At 68.6% G+C, this 15818-nt stretch carries 15 protein-coding genes and 1 pseudogene; 9 read left to right on the forward strand and 7 right to left on the reverse strand.

What is annotated here, in order from left to right; translation table 11 throughout:
* Positions 1-333 (reverse strand): annotated as a pseudogene (locus GA0115234_RS20475) (crotonyl-CoA carboxylase/reductase); the annotation flags it as partial.
* A 235-nt stretch (positions 334-568) separates the two neighbouring features.
* On the opposite strand from GA0115234_RS20475, the gene GA0115234_RS20480 reads away from it, so the two are divergent.
* The 4 genes from GA0115234_RS20480 (at position 569) to asnB (ending at position 4908) form a co-directional block, all read left to right on the forward strand.
* Complete coding sequence (locus GA0115234_RS20480) at positions 569-1333, forward strand: thioesterase II family protein (protein ID WP_093543729.1); 765 nt, start codon at positions 569-571, stop codon at positions 1331-1333.
* Positions 1334-1552: 219 nt separating this feature from the next.
* Positions 1553-2773, forward strand: coding sequence for a cytochrome P450 (locus tag GA0115234_RS20485; RefSeq protein ID WP_093543731.1), 1221 nt, complete (start codon positions 1553-1555; stop codon positions 2771-2773).
* 41 nt (positions 2774-2814) lie between these two features.
* Entirely contained in the window at positions 2815-3003 is a 189-nt protein-coding gene (locus GA0115234_RS20490; protein ID WP_093543733.1) for a ferredoxin, read from the forward strand.
* 69 nt (positions 3004-3072) lie between these two features.
* A complete protein-coding gene (asnB, locus tag GA0115234_RS20495) occupies positions 3073-4908 on the forward strand; it encodes an asparagine synthase (glutamine-hydrolyzing) (RefSeq protein WP_093543735.1) in 1836 nt (611 codons plus the stop codon).
* A gap of 81 nt (positions 4909-4989) precedes the next feature.
* Here the strand turns inward: asnB and GA0115234_RS20500 are convergent, their stop codons facing one another.
* Complete coding sequence (locus GA0115234_RS20500; protein WP_093543736.1) at positions 4990-6225, reverse strand: MFS transporter; 1236 nt, start codon at positions 6223-6225, stop codon at positions 4990-4992.
* 622 nt (positions 6226-6847) lie between these two features.
* Here GA0115234_RS20500 and GA0115234_RS20510 point away from each other — a divergent pair.
* Positions 6848-7549, forward strand: a complete 702-nt coding sequence (locus tag GA0115234_RS20510; RefSeq protein WP_093543738.1) for a bleomycin resistance protein — start codon at positions 6848-6850, stop codon at positions 7547-7549.
* Between the two features lie 243 nt (positions 7550-7792).
* On the opposite strand, the gene GA0115234_RS43465 is transcribed toward GA0115234_RS20510, so the two are convergent.
* The 4 genes from GA0115234_RS43465 to GA0115234_RS20525 all read right to left on the reverse strand — a co-directional run bounded on the left by GA0115234_RS43465 (position 7793) and on the right by GA0115234_RS20525 (position 10898).
* Positions 7793-8209 carry a hypothetical protein gene (locus tag GA0115234_RS43465; RefSeq protein WP_237541574.1) on the reverse strand — a complete coding sequence of 139 codons (417 nt, stop codon included), beginning with the start codon at positions 8207-8209 and terminating at the stop codon, positions 7793-7795.
* A gap of 120 nt (positions 8210-8329) precedes the next feature.
* Positions 8330-8467 carry a hypothetical protein gene (locus GA0115234_RS43470; RefSeq protein ID WP_237541575.1) on the reverse strand — a complete coding sequence of 46 codons (138 nt, stop codon included), beginning with the start codon at positions 8465-8467 and terminating at the stop codon, positions 8330-8332.
* A gap of 386 nt (positions 8468-8853) precedes the next feature.
* Entirely contained in the window at positions 8854-9210 is a 357-nt protein-coding gene (locus GA0115234_RS41855) for a hypothetical protein (RefSeq protein WP_141718446.1), read from the reverse strand.
* 767 nt (positions 9211-9977) lie between these two features.
* Positions 9978-10898 carry an SDR family oxidoreductase gene (locus tag GA0115234_RS20525; protein ID WP_093543741.1) on the reverse strand — a complete coding sequence of 307 codons (921 nt, stop codon included), beginning with the start codon at positions 10896-10898 and terminating at the stop codon, positions 9978-9980.
* Between the two features lie 146 nt (positions 10899-11044).
* Between GA0115234_RS20525 and GA0115234_RS20530 the strand changes: the two genes are divergently transcribed.
* The 4 genes from GA0115234_RS20530 to GA0115234_RS20545 are packed head-to-tail and all read left to right on the forward strand — an operon-like array spanning position 11045 to position 14500.
* Complete coding sequence (locus tag GA0115234_RS20530; protein ID WP_093543742.1) at positions 11045-11800, forward strand: enoyl-CoA hydratase family protein; 756 nt, start codon at positions 11045-11047, stop codon at positions 11798-11800.
* A 14-nt stretch (positions 11801-11814) separates the two neighbouring features.
* Positions 11815-12663, forward strand: a complete 849-nt coding sequence (locus GA0115234_RS20535; RefSeq protein ID WP_093543764.1) for a CoA transferase subunit A — start codon at positions 11815-11817, stop codon at positions 12661-12663.
* Positions 12660-13439, forward strand: coding sequence for a CoA-transferase subunit beta (locus tag GA0115234_RS20540; RefSeq protein WP_093543744.1), 780 nt, complete (start codon positions 12660-12662; stop codon positions 13437-13439). Before GA0115234_RS20535 ends, GA0115234_RS20540 begins: the two co-directional genes overlap by 4 nt.
* Positions 13436-14500, forward strand: coding sequence for an NAD(P)H-dependent flavin oxidoreductase (locus GA0115234_RS20545; RefSeq protein ID WP_093543745.1), 1065 nt, complete (start codon positions 13436-13438; stop codon positions 14498-14500). Before GA0115234_RS20540 ends, GA0115234_RS20545 begins: the two co-directional genes overlap by 4 nt.
* Positions 14501-14628: 128 nt before the next feature.
* Here GA0115234_RS20545 and GA0115234_RS20550 read toward each other — a convergent pair whose 3' ends face one another.
* Positions 14629-15786: an acetyl-CoA C-acetyltransferase gene (locus GA0115234_RS20550; protein WP_093543747.1), complete on the reverse strand. Its 1158-nt coding sequence runs from the start codon at positions 15784-15786 to the stop codon at positions 14629-14631.
* Positions 15787-15818 lie beyond the last annotated feature (32 nt).

Here is a 15818-nt window from a genome sequence, read left to right on the forward strand (position 1 = left end):
ATCATGACGCTTCGTCAGTTCACTCAACTTGCCGTAACGCTCGAGGAATCCGAACGTCGGCAGCGGCTCGAAGATCGAGGTCCACACCGAGTTGTAGTTCACGGAGGAGGCCATGACGGCCACGAGCGCCTCGCCCGGCCCGAGCTCGGGCACCGGGGCTTCCATGAGGTGAAGGGACTTTCGTGGGTCCTTCACCTCCGAGTCCAGTCCATCGAACATTCCGATGTCCGTCTTGCGGACGGCGATGCCTCGATAGCTGTCCGGGAGTGGCAGCGCCGCGTAGTCGTCGGACGTCGCCTCGGTTGAGACGATGGCATCGACTATTTGCTTCACGTGGTTTCCTCCGGGGGGGGCGAGTGCTAGGTGGGGCAGTGCACGCCCTTCTCGCCAGAGATTAGGCGGGCTCTCTTCTCACGGAAATCCCCTACCGCCGACGACTGGTTCACCTGCCCCCCTACCGGCCCACTTGGCGAAAGTAGGGGATTGCCACTGTCACGCAATCCGGGCACCATGTGCAAACGCGAGGCTCCGTCCGGTTCGTTGTGAAGAATGATTTGGAGTAGGCGGCGTGGTCAGCAATCCCGTTAAAGAAACCACTTGGGTACGCAGGTTTCACCCTTCACCTGAGGTGCGATACCAGCTGCTCTGTTTCCCGCATTCAGGCGGATCCGCCAGCTTCTTCTTTCCGTTCTCACAGAGACTGGCCCCCGAAATCGACGTGTGGTCCATGCAGTACCCAGGGCGTCAGGACCGCAGGTCTGAAGCCAATATTCCGCACATTCACGAGCTGGCCGACCGCGTTGTCGAGGCGGTCGGCCCGCGAATCGCCGGCCCCTACGCCTTGTTCGGACACAGCATGGGCGCAACGCTCGCCTACGAGGTCGCGCTGAGGTTGCAGTCGAGTGGAAAACTACCCGAAGCCCTCTTTGTCTCGGGGCGGCCTGCTCCCCATCGCAACGTCGACAAGGGACTGCACCGGCTCTCGGACGACGAGATAGCCGATGACATCCGCGCACTCGACGGCACCGGCTCGGAGATGTTCGGCGACGCGGACGTACTCAAGATGTTCCTCCCCGCGATTCGCAGCGACTATCACGCTGCGGAGACGTATGAATACGCACCCGGCCCCGTTCTGAAATGCCCCATCCGCGGCTTCACGGGATTCTCGGATCCACGGGTGGAAGTCAGTGAACTGCACCATTGGGGCGATCACACGGAGGCGTCTTTTCAGCTGGATGTCTTCTCGGGAGGTCACTTCTATCTCGTTGACAGCCAGGAAGAGATCGCCAGCGAAATTGAGCGCACCCTGTGTGGTGCTGGACGCGACGCTTGAGGACATATGGGGCCACATTGGGCCTGTCCGATGCGTACCCGCACATGCCGGTCACCCGACACAGCCTCCATTCCTGGACCACGCGCCGCTCGGGACGACTGGAGACCGGAGAGCCGGTCATGCTCGCAGGGTTCGGCGGTGGAATGACCATGGGAACTTCCTTGATTTCCTTGGGCACTCGCTGATTTGCGCCAGGACAACAACAACGTAAGGACTGACATGGATCCGATGAAGGCACTCATCCCCTTGCCCACCCAGCCTCCGCCGGGCTGCCCATTTTCTCCGCCCCAGGAATACACGGAACTGCGTATTGAACACCCGGTCAGTCGTGTCTCAATGCCCGACGGGAGCTGGGCGTGGCTACTGACGCGCTATTCAGATATCCGCAGCGCTCTTTCGGACCCCCGGTTCAGTTCCGACGTCAACGCTCCGGGATTTCCCCGAAGCGGAATGGTGACCGCAGGCGAAGGCAGCAGCCTCATCCGCACCGACCCTCCTGAGCACGGTCGCCGTCGCAGAATGCTGACGCACTCCTTCACCGTGAAGAGCGTGTCCGCACTGCGCCGTCGCATCCAGCAGATCACCGACCAACTGTGCGATGAGATGGAGAAACAGAAGCGCAAGGACGGACCCGATGGGTCCGTGGACCTGGTGAGGTCCCTGGCACTTCCGCTTCCGTCACTTGTCATCAGCCTGCTGCTCGGCGTGCCGTATGAAGACCGGGCCCTCTTCCAGTCGATCACCGCCACTGTGCTCTCCCGGGTGAACACGGAGGACGAGCGCACCACAGCCCGTAAGGAACTGCGCGCCTACCTGGACCATCTTGTCGCCGGCAAGGAGGCGGATCCGGGCGACGACATCCTCAGCGAGCTGGTCCACGAGCGGATGCGCGAAGGCCAGTTGACCCGAGAAGAGGTGACGGGGACAGCCACGCTGCTGTTGATCGCCGGGCACGAGACCACCGCCAACATGATTGGGCTCGGCGCGCTGACGCTGGTCCGCAATCCGCGGGCAGCTGACGAGCTGCGCGAGGACCCTTCCTTGATGCCGGGAGCCGTCGAGGAACTCCTGCGTTTCCATAGCATCACACGCAGCGGGCCGCGGCGGGCCGCGATCGCAGATGTCGAAGTAGGCGGCCAACCCATCAAGGCGGGCGAGGGAATCGTATGTGCCGTCGCCTCCGCCAACCGAGACCCCGAGCAATTCCCGGATGCCGACACAGTCGACATCCGGCGTCGGAATGCCCAGCACCACATCGCCTTTGGGTACGGCGTGCATCAGTGCCTCGGCCAATCCTTGGCGCGTGCCGAGCTGGAGATTTCTTTGAACACGCTACTGACCCGCTTTCCAGAGCTGCGTCTGGCAGTGGAATTCGCGGAAGTTCCGTTTCGTAGTGACATGTTGGTCTACGGCTGCCATGCACTTCCGGTCACCTGGTGACCGATCAGCAACCACCGACCCGGCACTCGAAGAGGAAACCCATGAAAATTTCCATCGACACGGACAACTGCTGCGGTGCAGGACAGTGCGTATTGATCGCGCCGGAGATTTTCGACCAGGATGACGACGGAATCGTGATCCTTCTGGACCCAACACCCTCCGACGAGATGCATGACGCGGTCGAGGACGCCATTGCCATCTGCCCAGCCGATGTGATCCACGTGGAATGACACCGGAGCGGCGGACTCGTTATCGAGGTTGAACTTGACGCAACTGAATTCGAGGGAAGGGTTCATCCCATGTGCGGTATTGCCGGCTGGGTTTCGTACCGTCGGGATCTGACGCAGCAGTCGCAGGTCCTCGATGTCATGACCGAGACCATGGCCTGCCGCGGTCCCGACGCACGAGACACGTGGGCGGACCGGCATGCCGCTCTTGGCCATCGGCGGCTCGCCGTCATCGACCTGCCCGGCGGCGCGCAGCCGATGAAGGTGAATACCGGAGACGGCGAGGTGGTGATGGTCTATTCAGGAGAGACCTACAACTACATCGAACTGCGCGACGAACTCCGCCGCCGCGGGCACCGTTTCACCACCGGCTCGGACACCGAGGTCGTACTCCGCGGCTATGTGGAATGGGGCGAGGCGATCGGTGAACATCTGAACGGCATGTTCGCCTTCGCGATCTGGGACTCGCGCACCGAGAAGCTCGTCATGGTCAGGGACAGGCTGGGCGTCAAGCCCTTCTACTACTACGAGACCGAGGACGGCGTCCTCTTCGGGTCCGAGCCCAAGGCAATCCTGGCGAACCCGTGCTGCTCCGCCGTCGTCGGCCTCGACGGGCTGCGGGAGATGTTCTCCTTCGCCAAGACCCCCGGGCACGCGATCTGGGAAGGGATGCGCGAGCTGCGCCCCGGTCACGTCGCCGTGACCGACCCCAACGGGCTGCGGGAGTACGCCTATTGGCGCCTTGGGGTCAGCGACCACACGGACGACCAGCAGACCACCGTCGCGCACGTCAGGGAGCTGCTGGAGGACATCATCTCCCGGCAGCTCGTCGCGGACGTACCCCGCTGCACGCTGCTCTCCGGTGGTCTCGACTCCTCCGTCATCACCGCCCTCGCGGCCGAGCAGCTCAGGGAACAGGGGGAGACGGTCCGCAGCTTCAATGTGGACTTCCCGAATCAGGAGGAGAACTTCAAGGCGATCGACCTCGCCCCCACCCTGGACACCCCGTACGCGCACGCGGTAGCCGAGCATGTACGAAGCGACCACCAGGACATCGTGCTCCACGGCAGCGCGCTGGCCGACCCGGAGGTACGGCAAGCGGCCGTCCGCGCACGGGACTTCCCCAACGGGATCGGCGACCGCGACAACTCGCTCTACCTCCTCTTCAAGGCCGTGCGTGAGCAGTCGACGGTGGCGCTCTCCGGGGAGTCGGCGGACGAGTTGTTCGGGGGCTACCCGTGGTTTCACGACGACAGGTTCCGCTACGCGGACACCTTCCCCTGGCTCGCGGGCAAGGGCTCCCTGTTCGAGGCGGGCGGCCTCCTGGACGACGACCTGTCGCACCAGCTCGACCTGGGAACCTACGTCCAGGACCACTATCTCAGCGCCCTGAATGAGGTCCCACTGAAGGAGAGCGAGACCGGCTTGGAGAAGCGGATGCGCCAGGTCTGCTATCTGAACGTGACGCGGAAGATGCAGCCTCTGCTCGACCGCAAGGACCGGATGAGCATGGCGGCCGGGCTTGAGGTGCGTGTCCCGTTCTGTGACCACCGTCTCGTGCAGTACGTGTTCAACACCCCGTGGTCGCTGAAGGCGTTCGACGGCAGGGAGAAGAGCCTTCTGCGCGCCGCGACACGCGACCTGCTGCCGCGGTCCGTGGCCGACCGCAAGAAGAGCGGCTACCCGAGTAGCTTCGACCCGCAGTACCTCGCGGCGATCCAGTCCCAGGTCTCCGATCTGCTCAACCGCGACCACCCGGCGCTGACACTGTGCAGCCGGGACCGACTGAGCGAGGCGATGAAGGCGGACAAGGACACCATCAGCCTCCAGCAACGGACGGTACTAGAACGCTCGCTCGACCTGGCGACGTGGCTCGATCAGCGGAAGCCGACGCTGAAGCTCAACTGATCCGGCCTCCTCGGGCTGGGCTTGCCTCTCTGACAGGGGCGAGCCCAGCCTGCCGTGTGTTGCGCCAAGGACGCCTCGCTCTTATGCCGGCTGGCCGGAGGGCAGAGCCCACCGTGCATGGACAAGTGCACCGAACAGGCCCGCGGCAGCGGCTACGGGGGCGATCCAGGAGAATCCGGCCGAGGAGAGCAGGACGCCACCCGCCGCGGACCCGAGCGAGGTGCCCAGGTACACGAAGCTGCTGTTCCAGGCCATGACCGAGCCGATCTCGCGCCCGAAGGCATGCATCAGCTGGGACTGGAAGGCGGGCAGGCAGGCGAAGGCACTGAGGGCGAACAGGCCGAGGACGAGCAGCAGTACTGCTGTCGGGGTGTGGAAGGCCAGGACCAGGAGCACCTCGAACACCGACAGGGCCACCAGGCTGCCTGTGACGACCCGCGTCGCACCGTAGCGGTCGGCCATCCAGCCTCCGCAGAGGCTGCCTGAGACGGCGCCGACCCCGTAGATGACCAGTGCGACAGCGACCATGCCGGTCGACATGTGGGCATTGTCGGTCAGCGCGGTGCCGACGTAGGTATAGAGGCTGTAGACGGCGAAGGCCCACAGCCCGGCGACGGAGACCGCTCGGGCCTTGGTGAGGGCGCTGCTGCGCGGTCCGGCCGTCTGGGCCGCTGCGGAGACCGGGCCGGCGCCCGGAGCGCCGCGCGTTCCCACGCCGCGCCAGGAGAACAGGTTGACCACGACGAGGACGAGCGTCAGTCCGCCGATCCCGAAGAAGGTCTCCCGCCAGCCCAGCAGCGAGGCGACGGCGGTGCCGGTGGGGGCGCCGGTGGCAAGCGAGATGAGGAAGCCCGACGCGGCGACGGCCAGCCAGGCGGCGCGGCGTTCGGGCGGAGCGGCCAGGCCGACCAGGGTCTGTACGGAGGGCGTGATGGCGGCAGCCGCCAGGCCGGCGAGTACCCGGGCGGCCAGCAGCAGGCCGAACCACGGGGACAGGCCGGTCAGGGCGTTGGCGAGACCGAAGACGGTCAGGCCGACGATGAGGACGGCCCGGCGGCCGACCCGGTCGGCGAGGGAGCCGATGATCGGAGCGCCGATCATGTACGCGAGCGAGAAGGTGGTGACCGTGACCCCGGCCATGGACGCGGAGACGTGGTACTGGTGCGCGATGTCCGGCAGCAAGGGCGAGACCACGAACAGGTCGGTGCCGATGACCAGAAGGGTGATGAAGGCAACCGCCAGGCTGCTGCGGCCGGCGGACTTCGACGCCGCCTCGCGGGTAGGGGACACGGGGCGACCTAAGTCCTGGCTAGTCATGCGCAGAATCCTAGCGGTTTGCTTAGCCGGCTATGTACGATTGATCAGATACTCATAGGATCCTCGTTCAGGACGTAACAGACGTGCGGGCCACCGAAGTAGCCGCGGACGATGTGGGTCGGCGTCGGCTCCCGCGGAAGAAGCGGCGGGTTTCGGCGGCGAGTTCGGCCTGACTGCGGGCTCGGTGCTGCTTGGGCAGGCTGTGCTTGAGGTCGGCGTTGACCAGCTCGTCGGCGTTCCATCGGCTCCGTGCAGTAACCGCTCGGACCACGCAGCAGGTAGCCCTCCTTCGTGGTGCCGCACGTCTTCCCCCGGGACGCCTCCGCACCCGATGCCGACCATCTGCCCGGCGGCTGCGGGGCCGTGGAGACGGGACCAGTGGTCGGCGCATGCAGCGTGGACCGAGCAGGCAGTGCGGCCTGAACGCCGGGGAGGGTCACGGTACCCGAGCCGAGAGGCACTTGCTGGGAATCGATGACACGAACCAGCGTTCGTCAGAGTTCGATGGCACGCGGTCAGAGTGAAGCGTTGATTGCTCTGACGGAGCCTGACATCGTGCCGTGCCAGATCCGCAAGCCCGAGACGGGGCTGACCTCTGATCAAGTTTGACTAGAGTGTGCGTATGGCCGAGAAGACTATTCCGATCCTGCCGTGCCGGACCGTTCAGCCCGTCCTCGACTTCTACACCGCCCTCGGGTTCGAGGTCACCTTCCAACAAAAGAGCCCAAACCCGTACGCGGTCGTGGAGCGCGGTGGCATCGAGCTCCAGTTCTTCGGGATGAAGCAGTACGAGCCGGCGGAGTCATTCAGTACGTGTTATGTACTCACCGATGACGTCGACGGGCTGCATGCCGCCTTCCGGGCGGGACTCAAGGCGGCATACGGGAGGGTCCCGACCCGAGGACTGCCGCGCATCGGGCCGCTCAAGGACATGTCGTACGGCGTACGGCAGTTCCTGATGGCCGATCCGGGCGGCAACTGCATCCGCATCGGGCAGCAGACGAGCCAAGACCAGCACCACAGGCGCGCCCCCGAGGAGACCTACGCCCGCGCCCTGCACCACGCCGCCCTCTTCGCGGACTCGAAGGAGGACCCTGCGGGTGCAGCGAAGATCATCGACCGGGTGCTTCACCTCGAGGACGAGCGGCCCACGCCCGTGCAACTGCTGCGCCTCCTCGTGCTGCGAGGGGACGTCGCCCAGCGTCTCGGTGACAACGGGACCGCGACGACGGTGCTCGCCAGGGCCGCCGCAGTCCATCTCGACGCCGAGGAGCGGGAGTCGGTTCGCGATGACCTCGAGCGACTTGAAGAGCTGCGCAGCTGAGGTCTGCTTAGAGCAGAGCGCTGTCGAGGATCTTGGAATCCGAAGATGCCGATCAGGGTGGACATTCCGTAGGTCGACGTCCTTCGGCTTGAGGGACTCGGCACTGCGGATCTCCGTACCTCCAGATCCCCCTGGCGGGTATGGCCGGGAAGCGGACCGACGCGTCGGGAAAGGAGGCTGTCCCCGCGGTCGAGACCGGAGGGCAGGGACGCGGCCGGGTCACCGCCTGTAGTCCGGCCCGGTTCAGGCACCGTCGAAACGGGCGAGCAATGCCCGAGCCTCGATGGTGCGGCGATGGTCCGGACCGAGGGAGGCCGGGCAGGTGTCGTGAGCGGTTGTGGCCCGGATACGGGCTTCAGCATCGTGGCCCAGCTCCCGGAGAGAGGTAGCCATGACAACCTCCACGGCGCCGGCCTCCTGGCCGCGTTGCTCCGGGGGCAGACCGCGGTGCACTTCGTCGGCGCCCGCACACGCAGCGAGAGCCTCCTCATAGCGGGCCTGCCCATTGAGGCTGCGGGCCAGGCCGAGCCGTAGCACCGGGCTCAGCCGGTCCGGCTCGCCAAGCGCGGCCAGGGCCTCACGGGCAAGCGCCTCAGCCTCCACGTGGCGCTCTTGCGCGTTGAGGGCGAAAACCACCCCGTTACCGGCGGCCGCTGCCACGAGCCGCGTCTCCGGACCTGTGCCGCAGGCCGCAGCCCGGACAACGGCGGCACCCTCCGCCTCACACTCCGCCGTGCCGACCGAGCGCAGCCAGTTGCCGGGCGCGGTCGGAGCGCACCTTCAGGGTCTGCCAGTGATCGACCCGAAGATCCCGCCGAAGACCGGCAGAGCCTCGTCATATGCGGCGAGAACCTCGGCATGGCGGCCCTGGGCGCCGATCGAAAGCGCGGCAATGGTCAGCGCCAGCGGTACATCCATATCATCATGCGGCCGCGACCGGACCACGGCGCTCGCCCCGGCCTCCGCCTCTGCATAGCGCCCGGACTCATACAGAGCCCTGGCCCGGGGCGCATGGGACGACTTCGTACGTCTGACGCGCGACCGGAAGAATTGCGTGCCCGGAGCATAGGGAGTCAGCACGGTGCCGTTCGGCGATGGGCCGGGCAATTGGTCGGCGGCGCCTGATGCCCCGGAGCCAGGCAGGCAATGGGCGGCGCCATAGCCAGACGACAGCGTCGGTATCCGCGAAGCTGTCCGCCGGTCGTGGCCGACCGCAGAAGCCCGTCCAAGCGATCACTTCTCGCAGAGGGACCTGTTCCAGTGTCCTTCGTGGACGCCTTCAGACCCGAGCGGGATCGTTTTCGTCACTGCGCCGGTGGGTGCACGATAGGCGTGCTCCAGGCGTTGCCGGCTCCCGCGTTGCCGCCGACGGTCTCCGTAAGTGCGTTGTACTGGATGAAGCGGCCGTTCTTGGCGCTGAAGATCTCGACGTGGAGGTCGCCATTGACGTACCAGAGCTGATCGTCCGTCTTTCCCCTGTTCGTGCCGTCGCAGGATGTGGTGACGAGCGCGTAGCCGTCCATGGTGAGGCAACGCCAAGTTCCCTGGCTGCGGAGGATGTACTTTCTGCCGCCGGCGGTCTTGGTCCACTTCCACCAGTGGTGGTCGTTATTGAAACCTCGTGTAGACCTCGCCGCGCATACTGCTGTCGATGCACTCACCGCGGGCCCCACCCTGAGTAGTATGACCCGCCCGGAATCCGGGGCGGGTCGCGGGGACGCCGCTGGCGAGGGTAGCTGCGGTCACGGAAGCGACGGCAAGATCCACAAGGGCAAAGCGCATCGGATTCCCTTTCGGTCGGGTGGCCCTGGCGTGTGCAGTGAAGCGGATGCTGTTGGGATGCAAGGGGCAGACACTGGCGGGTCACTCGAATGGGCATGAAGGATCTTTTCTGCAAGGGCTCGGTCCCGAATGGAATCGAGCCCGCAGACCGTTCCTCTCCGAGCGTGACCGGCTCACCACCCTCCAGGTCGGGGCTCTGAACCCGGCTACCGACACAGGGCTGAGCGGGCCGTTGCGGTGTCCGTTCTCCATTGCCCCGGCCGCCCGGGAGATCTGGGCGAGAACTCGGCCGACCTCATTGTCAGCCGGTCCATGGGAATGTGGCCCGGCTCCAGCGTGAAGTAGTCGCCTTTGCGGTCCGAGCCCTTGAAGGGCATGGCCGTTGAGAAGGGATCGGTGGATGCACAGGGACGGGGTGGTGGCGTCGTCCCGCAGGCGGCTGACCAGGTCGGGTTCGCCCAGCAGCGCGGGCCGTGGCCACGTACGCGAAGCCGGCGACGGCGCAGTGGGCGACGGTCGTCATGCCGACGCCGCCGCGCGTAGGCGACATGGAAGTCGACGGGACGGGCGTTCCTCGGTGGCCGCCGGGCAGCGGGACCGGGGGTGGCGGAAGCGCGGCGGCCGGGTTCGCGTGGCGGATACGGGCTCAGCGTGCCCCGTACACCGGCTGCGGCGCCTCGGCCGCGGCGAGCAGTTCGGACACGGCCGCCCCGGCCTCGGCCGGGCTCCACCGGGCGCCCTTGTCGGCGGTGGGGCCGGGCCGCCAGCCCTCCATCACCGTGATCCGTCCGGCCTCGGCCTCGAAGACCCGGCCGCTGACCCCGGCGCAGGCCGCGGAACCGAGCCAGACGACGAGCGGCGAGACGTTCTCCGGGGCCATCGCGTCGAAGGCGCCCTCCCCCGGGGCCGCCATGGTCTCGGCGAAGGTCTCCTCGGTCATCCGGGTGCGGGCGGCCGGGGCGATCGCGTTGACCTGGACCCCGTAGCGGCCCATCTCGGCGGCGGCCACCAGGGTCAGGGCGACGATCCCGGCCTTGGCGGCGGAGTAGCCGCCCTGGCCGACGCTGCCCAGCAGCCCGGCCCCGGAGCCGGTGTTGACGACCCGCGCCTCGGGCACCCGGCCGGTCTTCGCCTCGGCACGCCAGTGTGCCGCCGCGTGCTTGAGCGGCAGGAAGTGACCCCTGAGGTGGACGCGTGTCACCGCGTCCCAGTCGTCCTCGTCCAGGTTCACCAGCATCCGGTCGCGGAGGAATCCGGCGTTGTTCACGAGGGTGTCGAGCCGGCCGAAGGAGTCGAGCGCGGTCGCGACGAGGGAGGCAGCGCCGTCGGCGGTGGCGATGTCCCCGTGGTGCGCGACGGCCTCGCCGCCGGCCGCGCGGATCTCCTCGACGACCTGCTGGGCGGGTCCGGCGGTGCCACCGGAGCCGTCGAGGCCCACACCGAGGTCGTTGACGACGACCTTCGCGCCCTCGGCGGCGAAGGCCAGGGCGTGGGCGCGGCCGAGCCCGCGGCCCGCGCCGGTGACGACGGCGACGCGTCCGGCGCACAGAGCGGTCGATGAGGTCATGTCGGATGTCCTTTCGCTGGGCGGCGGGCGACGGACGGGGAACGGGGTGCCGGGACCACTGAGTGGCATGACGCTCTCCCGCGGCGTCCGCATCGCTGCTACGTTGAACCAAACAAACGTTAGGTGGAAAGGTAGCTGATCTGCTCATGGGTGTCTCCACCTCCGCCCCGGAAGCGGGCGTCGCCGTCGTCACCGTGGACTTCCCCCCGGTCAACGCCCTGCCCGTACAGGGCTGGTACGACCTGGCCGCGGCGGTGCGCGCCGCCGGGGCCGACCCGGACGTCCGGTGCGTGGTGCTCACCGCCGAGGGCCGCGGGTTCAACGCGGGCGTGGACATCAAGGAGATGCAGCGCGCGGACGGGCCCGAGGCGCTGATCGGCGCCAACCGGGGCTGCTTCGAGGCGTTCGCCGCCGTCTACGAGTGCGAGGTCCCGGTGGTCGCGGCCGTCCAGGGCTTCTGTCTGGGCGGCGGCATCGGCCTGGTGGGCAACGCGGACGCGATCGTGGCCAGCGACGACGCGGCCTTCGGGCTGCCGGAGCTGGACCGGGGCGCGCTCGGCGCGGCCACGCATCTGGCCCGGCTGGTCCCGCAGCACCTGATGCGGACCCTGTACTACACCTCGCGCACCGTGACGGCGCAGGAGCTGCACCGGCACGGCTCGGTGTGGAGCGTCGTCCCGCGCGACCGGCTGCGCGGGGCCGCCCTGGAACTGGCCCGGGAGATCGCCGCCAAGGACGGCCATCTGATCCGGCTGGCCAAGGCCGCCATCAACGGCATCGACCCCGTCGACGTACGCCGCAGCTACCGCTTCGAGCAGGGCTTCACCTTCGAGGCCAACCTCAGCGGCGTCGCCGACCGCGTGCGCGACACCTTCGGCACGGACAAGGAGCACCGGGCGTGACACAGGACAAGACGATGACGGCCGACGAGGCCGTCGGCCGGCTGGAGAGCGGCATGACGCTCGGCATCGGCGGCTGGGGTTCGCGCCGCAAGCCGATGGCCCTGGTCCGGGCGCTGCTGCGCTCGGACGTCACCGATCTCACCGTGGTCTCGTACGGCGGCCCCGACGTCGGTCTGCTCGCCGCCGCGGGCAGGATCCGCAAGCTGGTCACGGCGTTCGGGACCCTCGACTCGATACCGCTGGAGCCGCACTTCACCGCCGCCCGGCAGCGCGGCGCGTTCGAGATGGCCGAGCTCGACGAGGCGATGATGATGTGGGGCCTGACGGCGGGCGCGCAGCGGCTGCCGTTCATGCCGGTGCGGGCCGGTCTCGGCTCGGACCTGATGAGGGTCAACCCGGCGCTGCGCACGGTGACCTCGCCGTACGACGACGGGGAGGTGCTGGTCGCGGCGCCGGCTCTGCGGCTGGACGCCGCGCTGGTCCATCTCAACCGCGCGGACGCGCAGGGCAACGGCCAGTACCTGGGCCCCGACCCGTACTTCGACGACCTGTTCTGCGAGGCCGCCGACCAGGCGTACGTCTCCTGCGAGCGGATCGTGGAGACGGCGGACCTGCTGAAGGAGCACGGTCCGCAGACCCTGCTGGTCAAGCGGCCGTTCGTGGCCGGGGTCGTCGAGGCGCCGAACGGCGCGCACTTCACCTCCTGCGTGCCGGACCACGACCGGGACGAGAGCTTCCAGCGCGCCTATGTCCGGGCCGCCCGCGACCCCGGGGCCTGGCCCGCCTTCGTCGAACGGTTCCTGTCCGGCGACGAGGCCGCCTACCAGGCCGCCGTCACCGCCTTCCACCAGGAGGAAGCATGAGCGGCACCGGCACCACCGGCATCGCGGCGGCGAGCCGCTCCGAGTACTGCGTGGTGGCCTGCGCCGAGGCGTGGCGGGGAGCGGGCGAGATCCTCGCCGCCCCGATGGGCACCGTCCCGGCCATCGGGGCGCGCCTGGCACGGCTCACCTTCTCGCCCGGTCTGCTGCTGACCGACGGGGAGGCGATGCTGATGGGCGACACCCCCGCCATGGGGACGGGTCCGGGGAGCGTGGAGGGCTGGCTGCCGTTCCGCCAGCACCTGACGCTCACCGCCACCGGCCGCCGCCACGTGATGATGGGGGCCAGCCAGATCGACCGGCACGGCAACCAGAACATCTCCTGCATCGGCGACTGGGCAAGGCCCGCGCGCCAGCTGCTCGGGGTCCGCGGCGCCCCCGTCAACACCCTGAACAATCCCACGAGTTACTGGATCCCCAAGCACTCGGCGCGGGTGTTCGTGGAGCACGTCGACATGGTCAGCGGGGTGGGGTACGAGCGGGCCGCGGCCGCCGGACCCTCAGCGACCCGCTATCACCGCGTCCCCGAAGTCATCAGCGATCTGGGCGTCTTCGACTTCGAGACGCCCGACCGCACCATGCGGCTGCGCTCCCTGCACCCCGAGGTGAGCCTCGAACAGGTCACCGGGGCCACCGGGTTCGCCCTCACGATCCCCGCCGAGGTGCCGCTCACCCGGGAGCCCACGGAGGCGGAACTCCGGCTGATCCGCGAGGTCATCGACCCGAACCGGCTGCGCGAACGCGAGGTCCCGGCATGACCGGGCCCGTGCCGTTGCCGACCGCGCTCACCGAGCTGACCGGGGTGCGGTACCCGATCGTCCAGACGGGGATGGGGTGGGTCGCCGGCCCCCGGCTGGTGTCCGCCACCGCGAACGCGGGGGCGCTCGGCATCCTGGCCTCCGCGACGATGACCGCCGACCAGCTGCGCGCGGCGGTCCGCGAGGTCAAGTCCCGTACGGAGGCGCCGTTCGGCGTCAATCTGCGCGCGGACGCGGGGGACGCGGGCGAGCGGGTGCGGATCATGATCGACGAGGGGGTGCGGGTGGCGTCGTTCGCCCTCGCCCCCTCGAAGGAGCTGATCGCCAGGCTCAAGGACGCGGGCGTCGTCGTCATCCCGTCCGTGGGTGCCCGGCGGCACGCGGAGAAGGTCGCCGCGTGGGGCGCCGACGCGGTGATGGTGCAGGGCGGCGAGGGCGGCGGCCACACCGGCAGCGTGGCCACCACCGTGCTGCTCCCCCAGGTCGTGGACGCCGTCGACATCCCGGTCGTCGCGGCGGGTGGCTTCCACGACGGTCGCGGCCTGGTCGCCGCGCTCGCCTACCGGGCCGCCGGGATCGGGATGGGCACGCGCTTCCTGCTCACCTCCGACAGCACGGTCCCGGCGGCGGTGAAGGCGAAGTACCTGGCCGCCACCGTTCAGGACGTCACGGTGACGGACCGGCTCGACGGCCTGCCGCACCGCATGCTGCGCACCGGGATGGTCGACGCCCTGGAGCGTTCCGGCCGGGCGGCCTCCCTGCTGAGGGCGGTCCGGCACGCCTCGGCCTTCCGGAAGGAGTCCGGTACGAGCTGGCCCGGACTGGTCCGTGACGGGCTGGCGATGAAGCACGGCAAGGAGCTGACCTGGAGCCAGGTGCTGCTGGCCGCCAACACACCGATGCTGCTGAAGGCCGCGCTGGTCGAGGGGCGCACCGACCTCGGGGTGATGGCCTCGGGTCAGGTGGCGGGCCTGATCGGGGATCTGCCGTCCTGTGCGGAACTGGTCGAGCGGATCATGGCCGAGGCGCAGGCCACGTTGAAGGCGCTGGGTGCCGGCTGAGCGGTTGTGGGCGGGCGAATGCGGAAGGGGCGGTCCGGTTCTCCGGGCCGCCCCCTTCCGCACGGCCGCCGGGCCGGTGGGCCGGTGAGCCGGTGGGCGCAGTCAGAGACGTTCGACGCGGGGCGTACTCAGAGGCGTTCGATGATGGTGACGTTGGCCTGACCGCCGCCCTCGCACATGGTCTGCAGGCCGTATCGGCCGCCGGTCCGCTCCAGTTCGTGCAGCAGGGTCGTCATCAGCTTGGTGCCGGTGGCGCCGAGCGGGTGGCCGAGCGCGATGGCGCCACCGTTGACGTTGACCCGCTCCGGGTCGGCCCCGGTCTCCTTCAGCCAGGCCAGCGGGATCGGGGCGAACGCCTCGTTGATCTCCACCAGGTCCATGTCGCCGATGGACATCCCGGTCTTCTTCAGCGCGTACGCCGTCGCCGGGATGGGCGCGGACAGCATCCGGATCGGGTCCTCGGCGCGCACCGAGAGGTGGTGGATGCGGGCCCGGGGCGTCAGGCCGTGCTCGGCGACAGCCCGCTCGGAGGCGATGAGCAGCGCGGAGGCGCTGTCGGAGACCTGCGAGGAGACCGCGGCGGTCAGCCGGCCGCCCTCGACCACGGGCTTGAGGCCCGCCATCTTCTCCAGCGAGGTGTCACGGCGCGGCCCCTCGTCCACCGTCACGTCGCCGTACGCGACGGTCTCGCGGGCGAAGCGGCCCTCGTCGATGGCGCGCAGGGCCCGGTGGTGCGAGCGCAGCGCGAAGTGCTCCATGTCCTCGCGGGTGATGCCCCATTTCTCCGCGATGAGTTCGGCGCCGTGGAACTGGTTGACGGGCGCGTCGCCGTAGCGGGCGCGCCAGCCCTCGGAGCCCGCGTAGGGGCCTTCGGTCAGCCCGAGGGGTTCGGCGGCCTGGCGGGAGGCGAAGGCGATGGGGATCATCGACATGTTCTGGGTGCCGCCCGCGACGACCAGGTCCTGGGTGCCGGAGAGGACGCCCTGGGCGGCGAAGTGGACGGCCTGCTGGGAGGAGCCGCACTGCCGGTCGACGGTGGTGCCGGGCACCTCCTCGGGAAGGCCCGCGGCGAGCCAGGCGGTGCGGGCGATGTTCCCGGCCTGCGGGCCGACGGTGTCCAGGCAGCCGAAGACCACGTCGTCGACGGCGGCCGGGTCGACGCCGGTGCGCTCGACCAGTGCCTTGAGGACATGGGCGCCGAGGTCGGCCGGGTGGGCCGTGCTGAGTCCGCCCTTGCGCCGGCCGACGGGGGTGCGTACCGCTTCGACGATGTAGGCCTCGGCCATGACTGCTCCTTCGCGAGCGAGGTGATGAGGTG

It is taken from the genome of Streptomyces sp. DvalAA-43 (genome assembly GCF_900091725.1).
GTDB lineage: Bacteria > Actinomycetota > Actinomycetes > Streptomycetales > Streptomycetaceae > Streptomyces > Streptomyces pulveraceus.

Excerpts from the sequence above, each read along its gene's own strand:
- GA0115234_RS20485 (WP_093543731.1), top strand. The coding sequence starts at position 1,553 with ATGGATCCGATGAAGGCACTCATCCCCTTGCCCACCCAGCCTCCGCCG.
- GA0115234_RS20490 (WP_093543733.1), top strand. The coding sequence starts at position 2,815 with ATGAAAATTTCCATCGACACGGACAACTGCTGCGGTGCAGGACAGTGC.
- asnB (WP_093543735.1), top strand. The coding sequence starts at position 3,073 with ATGTGCGGTATTGCCGGCTGGGTTTCGTACCGTCGGGATCTGACGCAG.
- GA0115234_RS20500 (WP_093543736.1), bottom strand. The coding sequence starts at position 6,225 with ATGACTAGCCAGGACTTAGGTCGCCCCGTGTCCCCTACCCGCGAGGCG.
- GA0115234_RS20510 (WP_093543738.1), top strand. The coding sequence starts at position 6,848 with ATGGCCGAGAAGACTATTCCGATCCTGCCGTGCCGGACCGTTCAGCCC.
- GA0115234_RS43470 (WP_237541575.1), bottom strand. The coding sequence starts at position 8,467 with ATGGATGTACCGCTGGCGCTGACCATTGCCGCGCTTTCGATCGGCGCC.
- GA0115234_RS20525 (WP_093543741.1), bottom strand. The coding sequence starts at position 10,898 with ATGACCTCATCGACCGCTCTGTGCGCCGGACGCGTCGCCGTCGTCACC.
- GA0115234_RS20530 (WP_093543742.1), top strand. The coding sequence starts at position 11,045 with ATGGGTGTCTCCACCTCCGCCCCGGAAGCGGGCGTCGCCGTCGTCACC.
- GA0115234_RS20535 (WP_093543764.1), top strand. The coding sequence starts at position 11,815 with ATGACGGCCGACGAGGCCGTCGGCCGGCTGGAGAGCGGCATGACGCTC.
- GA0115234_RS20540 (WP_093543744.1), top strand. The coding sequence starts at position 12,660 with ATGAGCGGCACCGGCACCACCGGCATCGCGGCGGCGAGCCGCTCCGAG.
- GA0115234_RS20545 (WP_093543745.1), top strand. The coding sequence starts at position 13,436 with ATGACCGGGCCCGTGCCGTTGCCGACCGCGCTCACCGAGCTGACCGGG.
- GA0115234_RS20550 (WP_093543747.1), bottom strand. The coding sequence starts at position 15,786 with ATGGCCGAGGCCTACATCGTCGAAGCGGTACGCACCCCCGTCGGCCGG.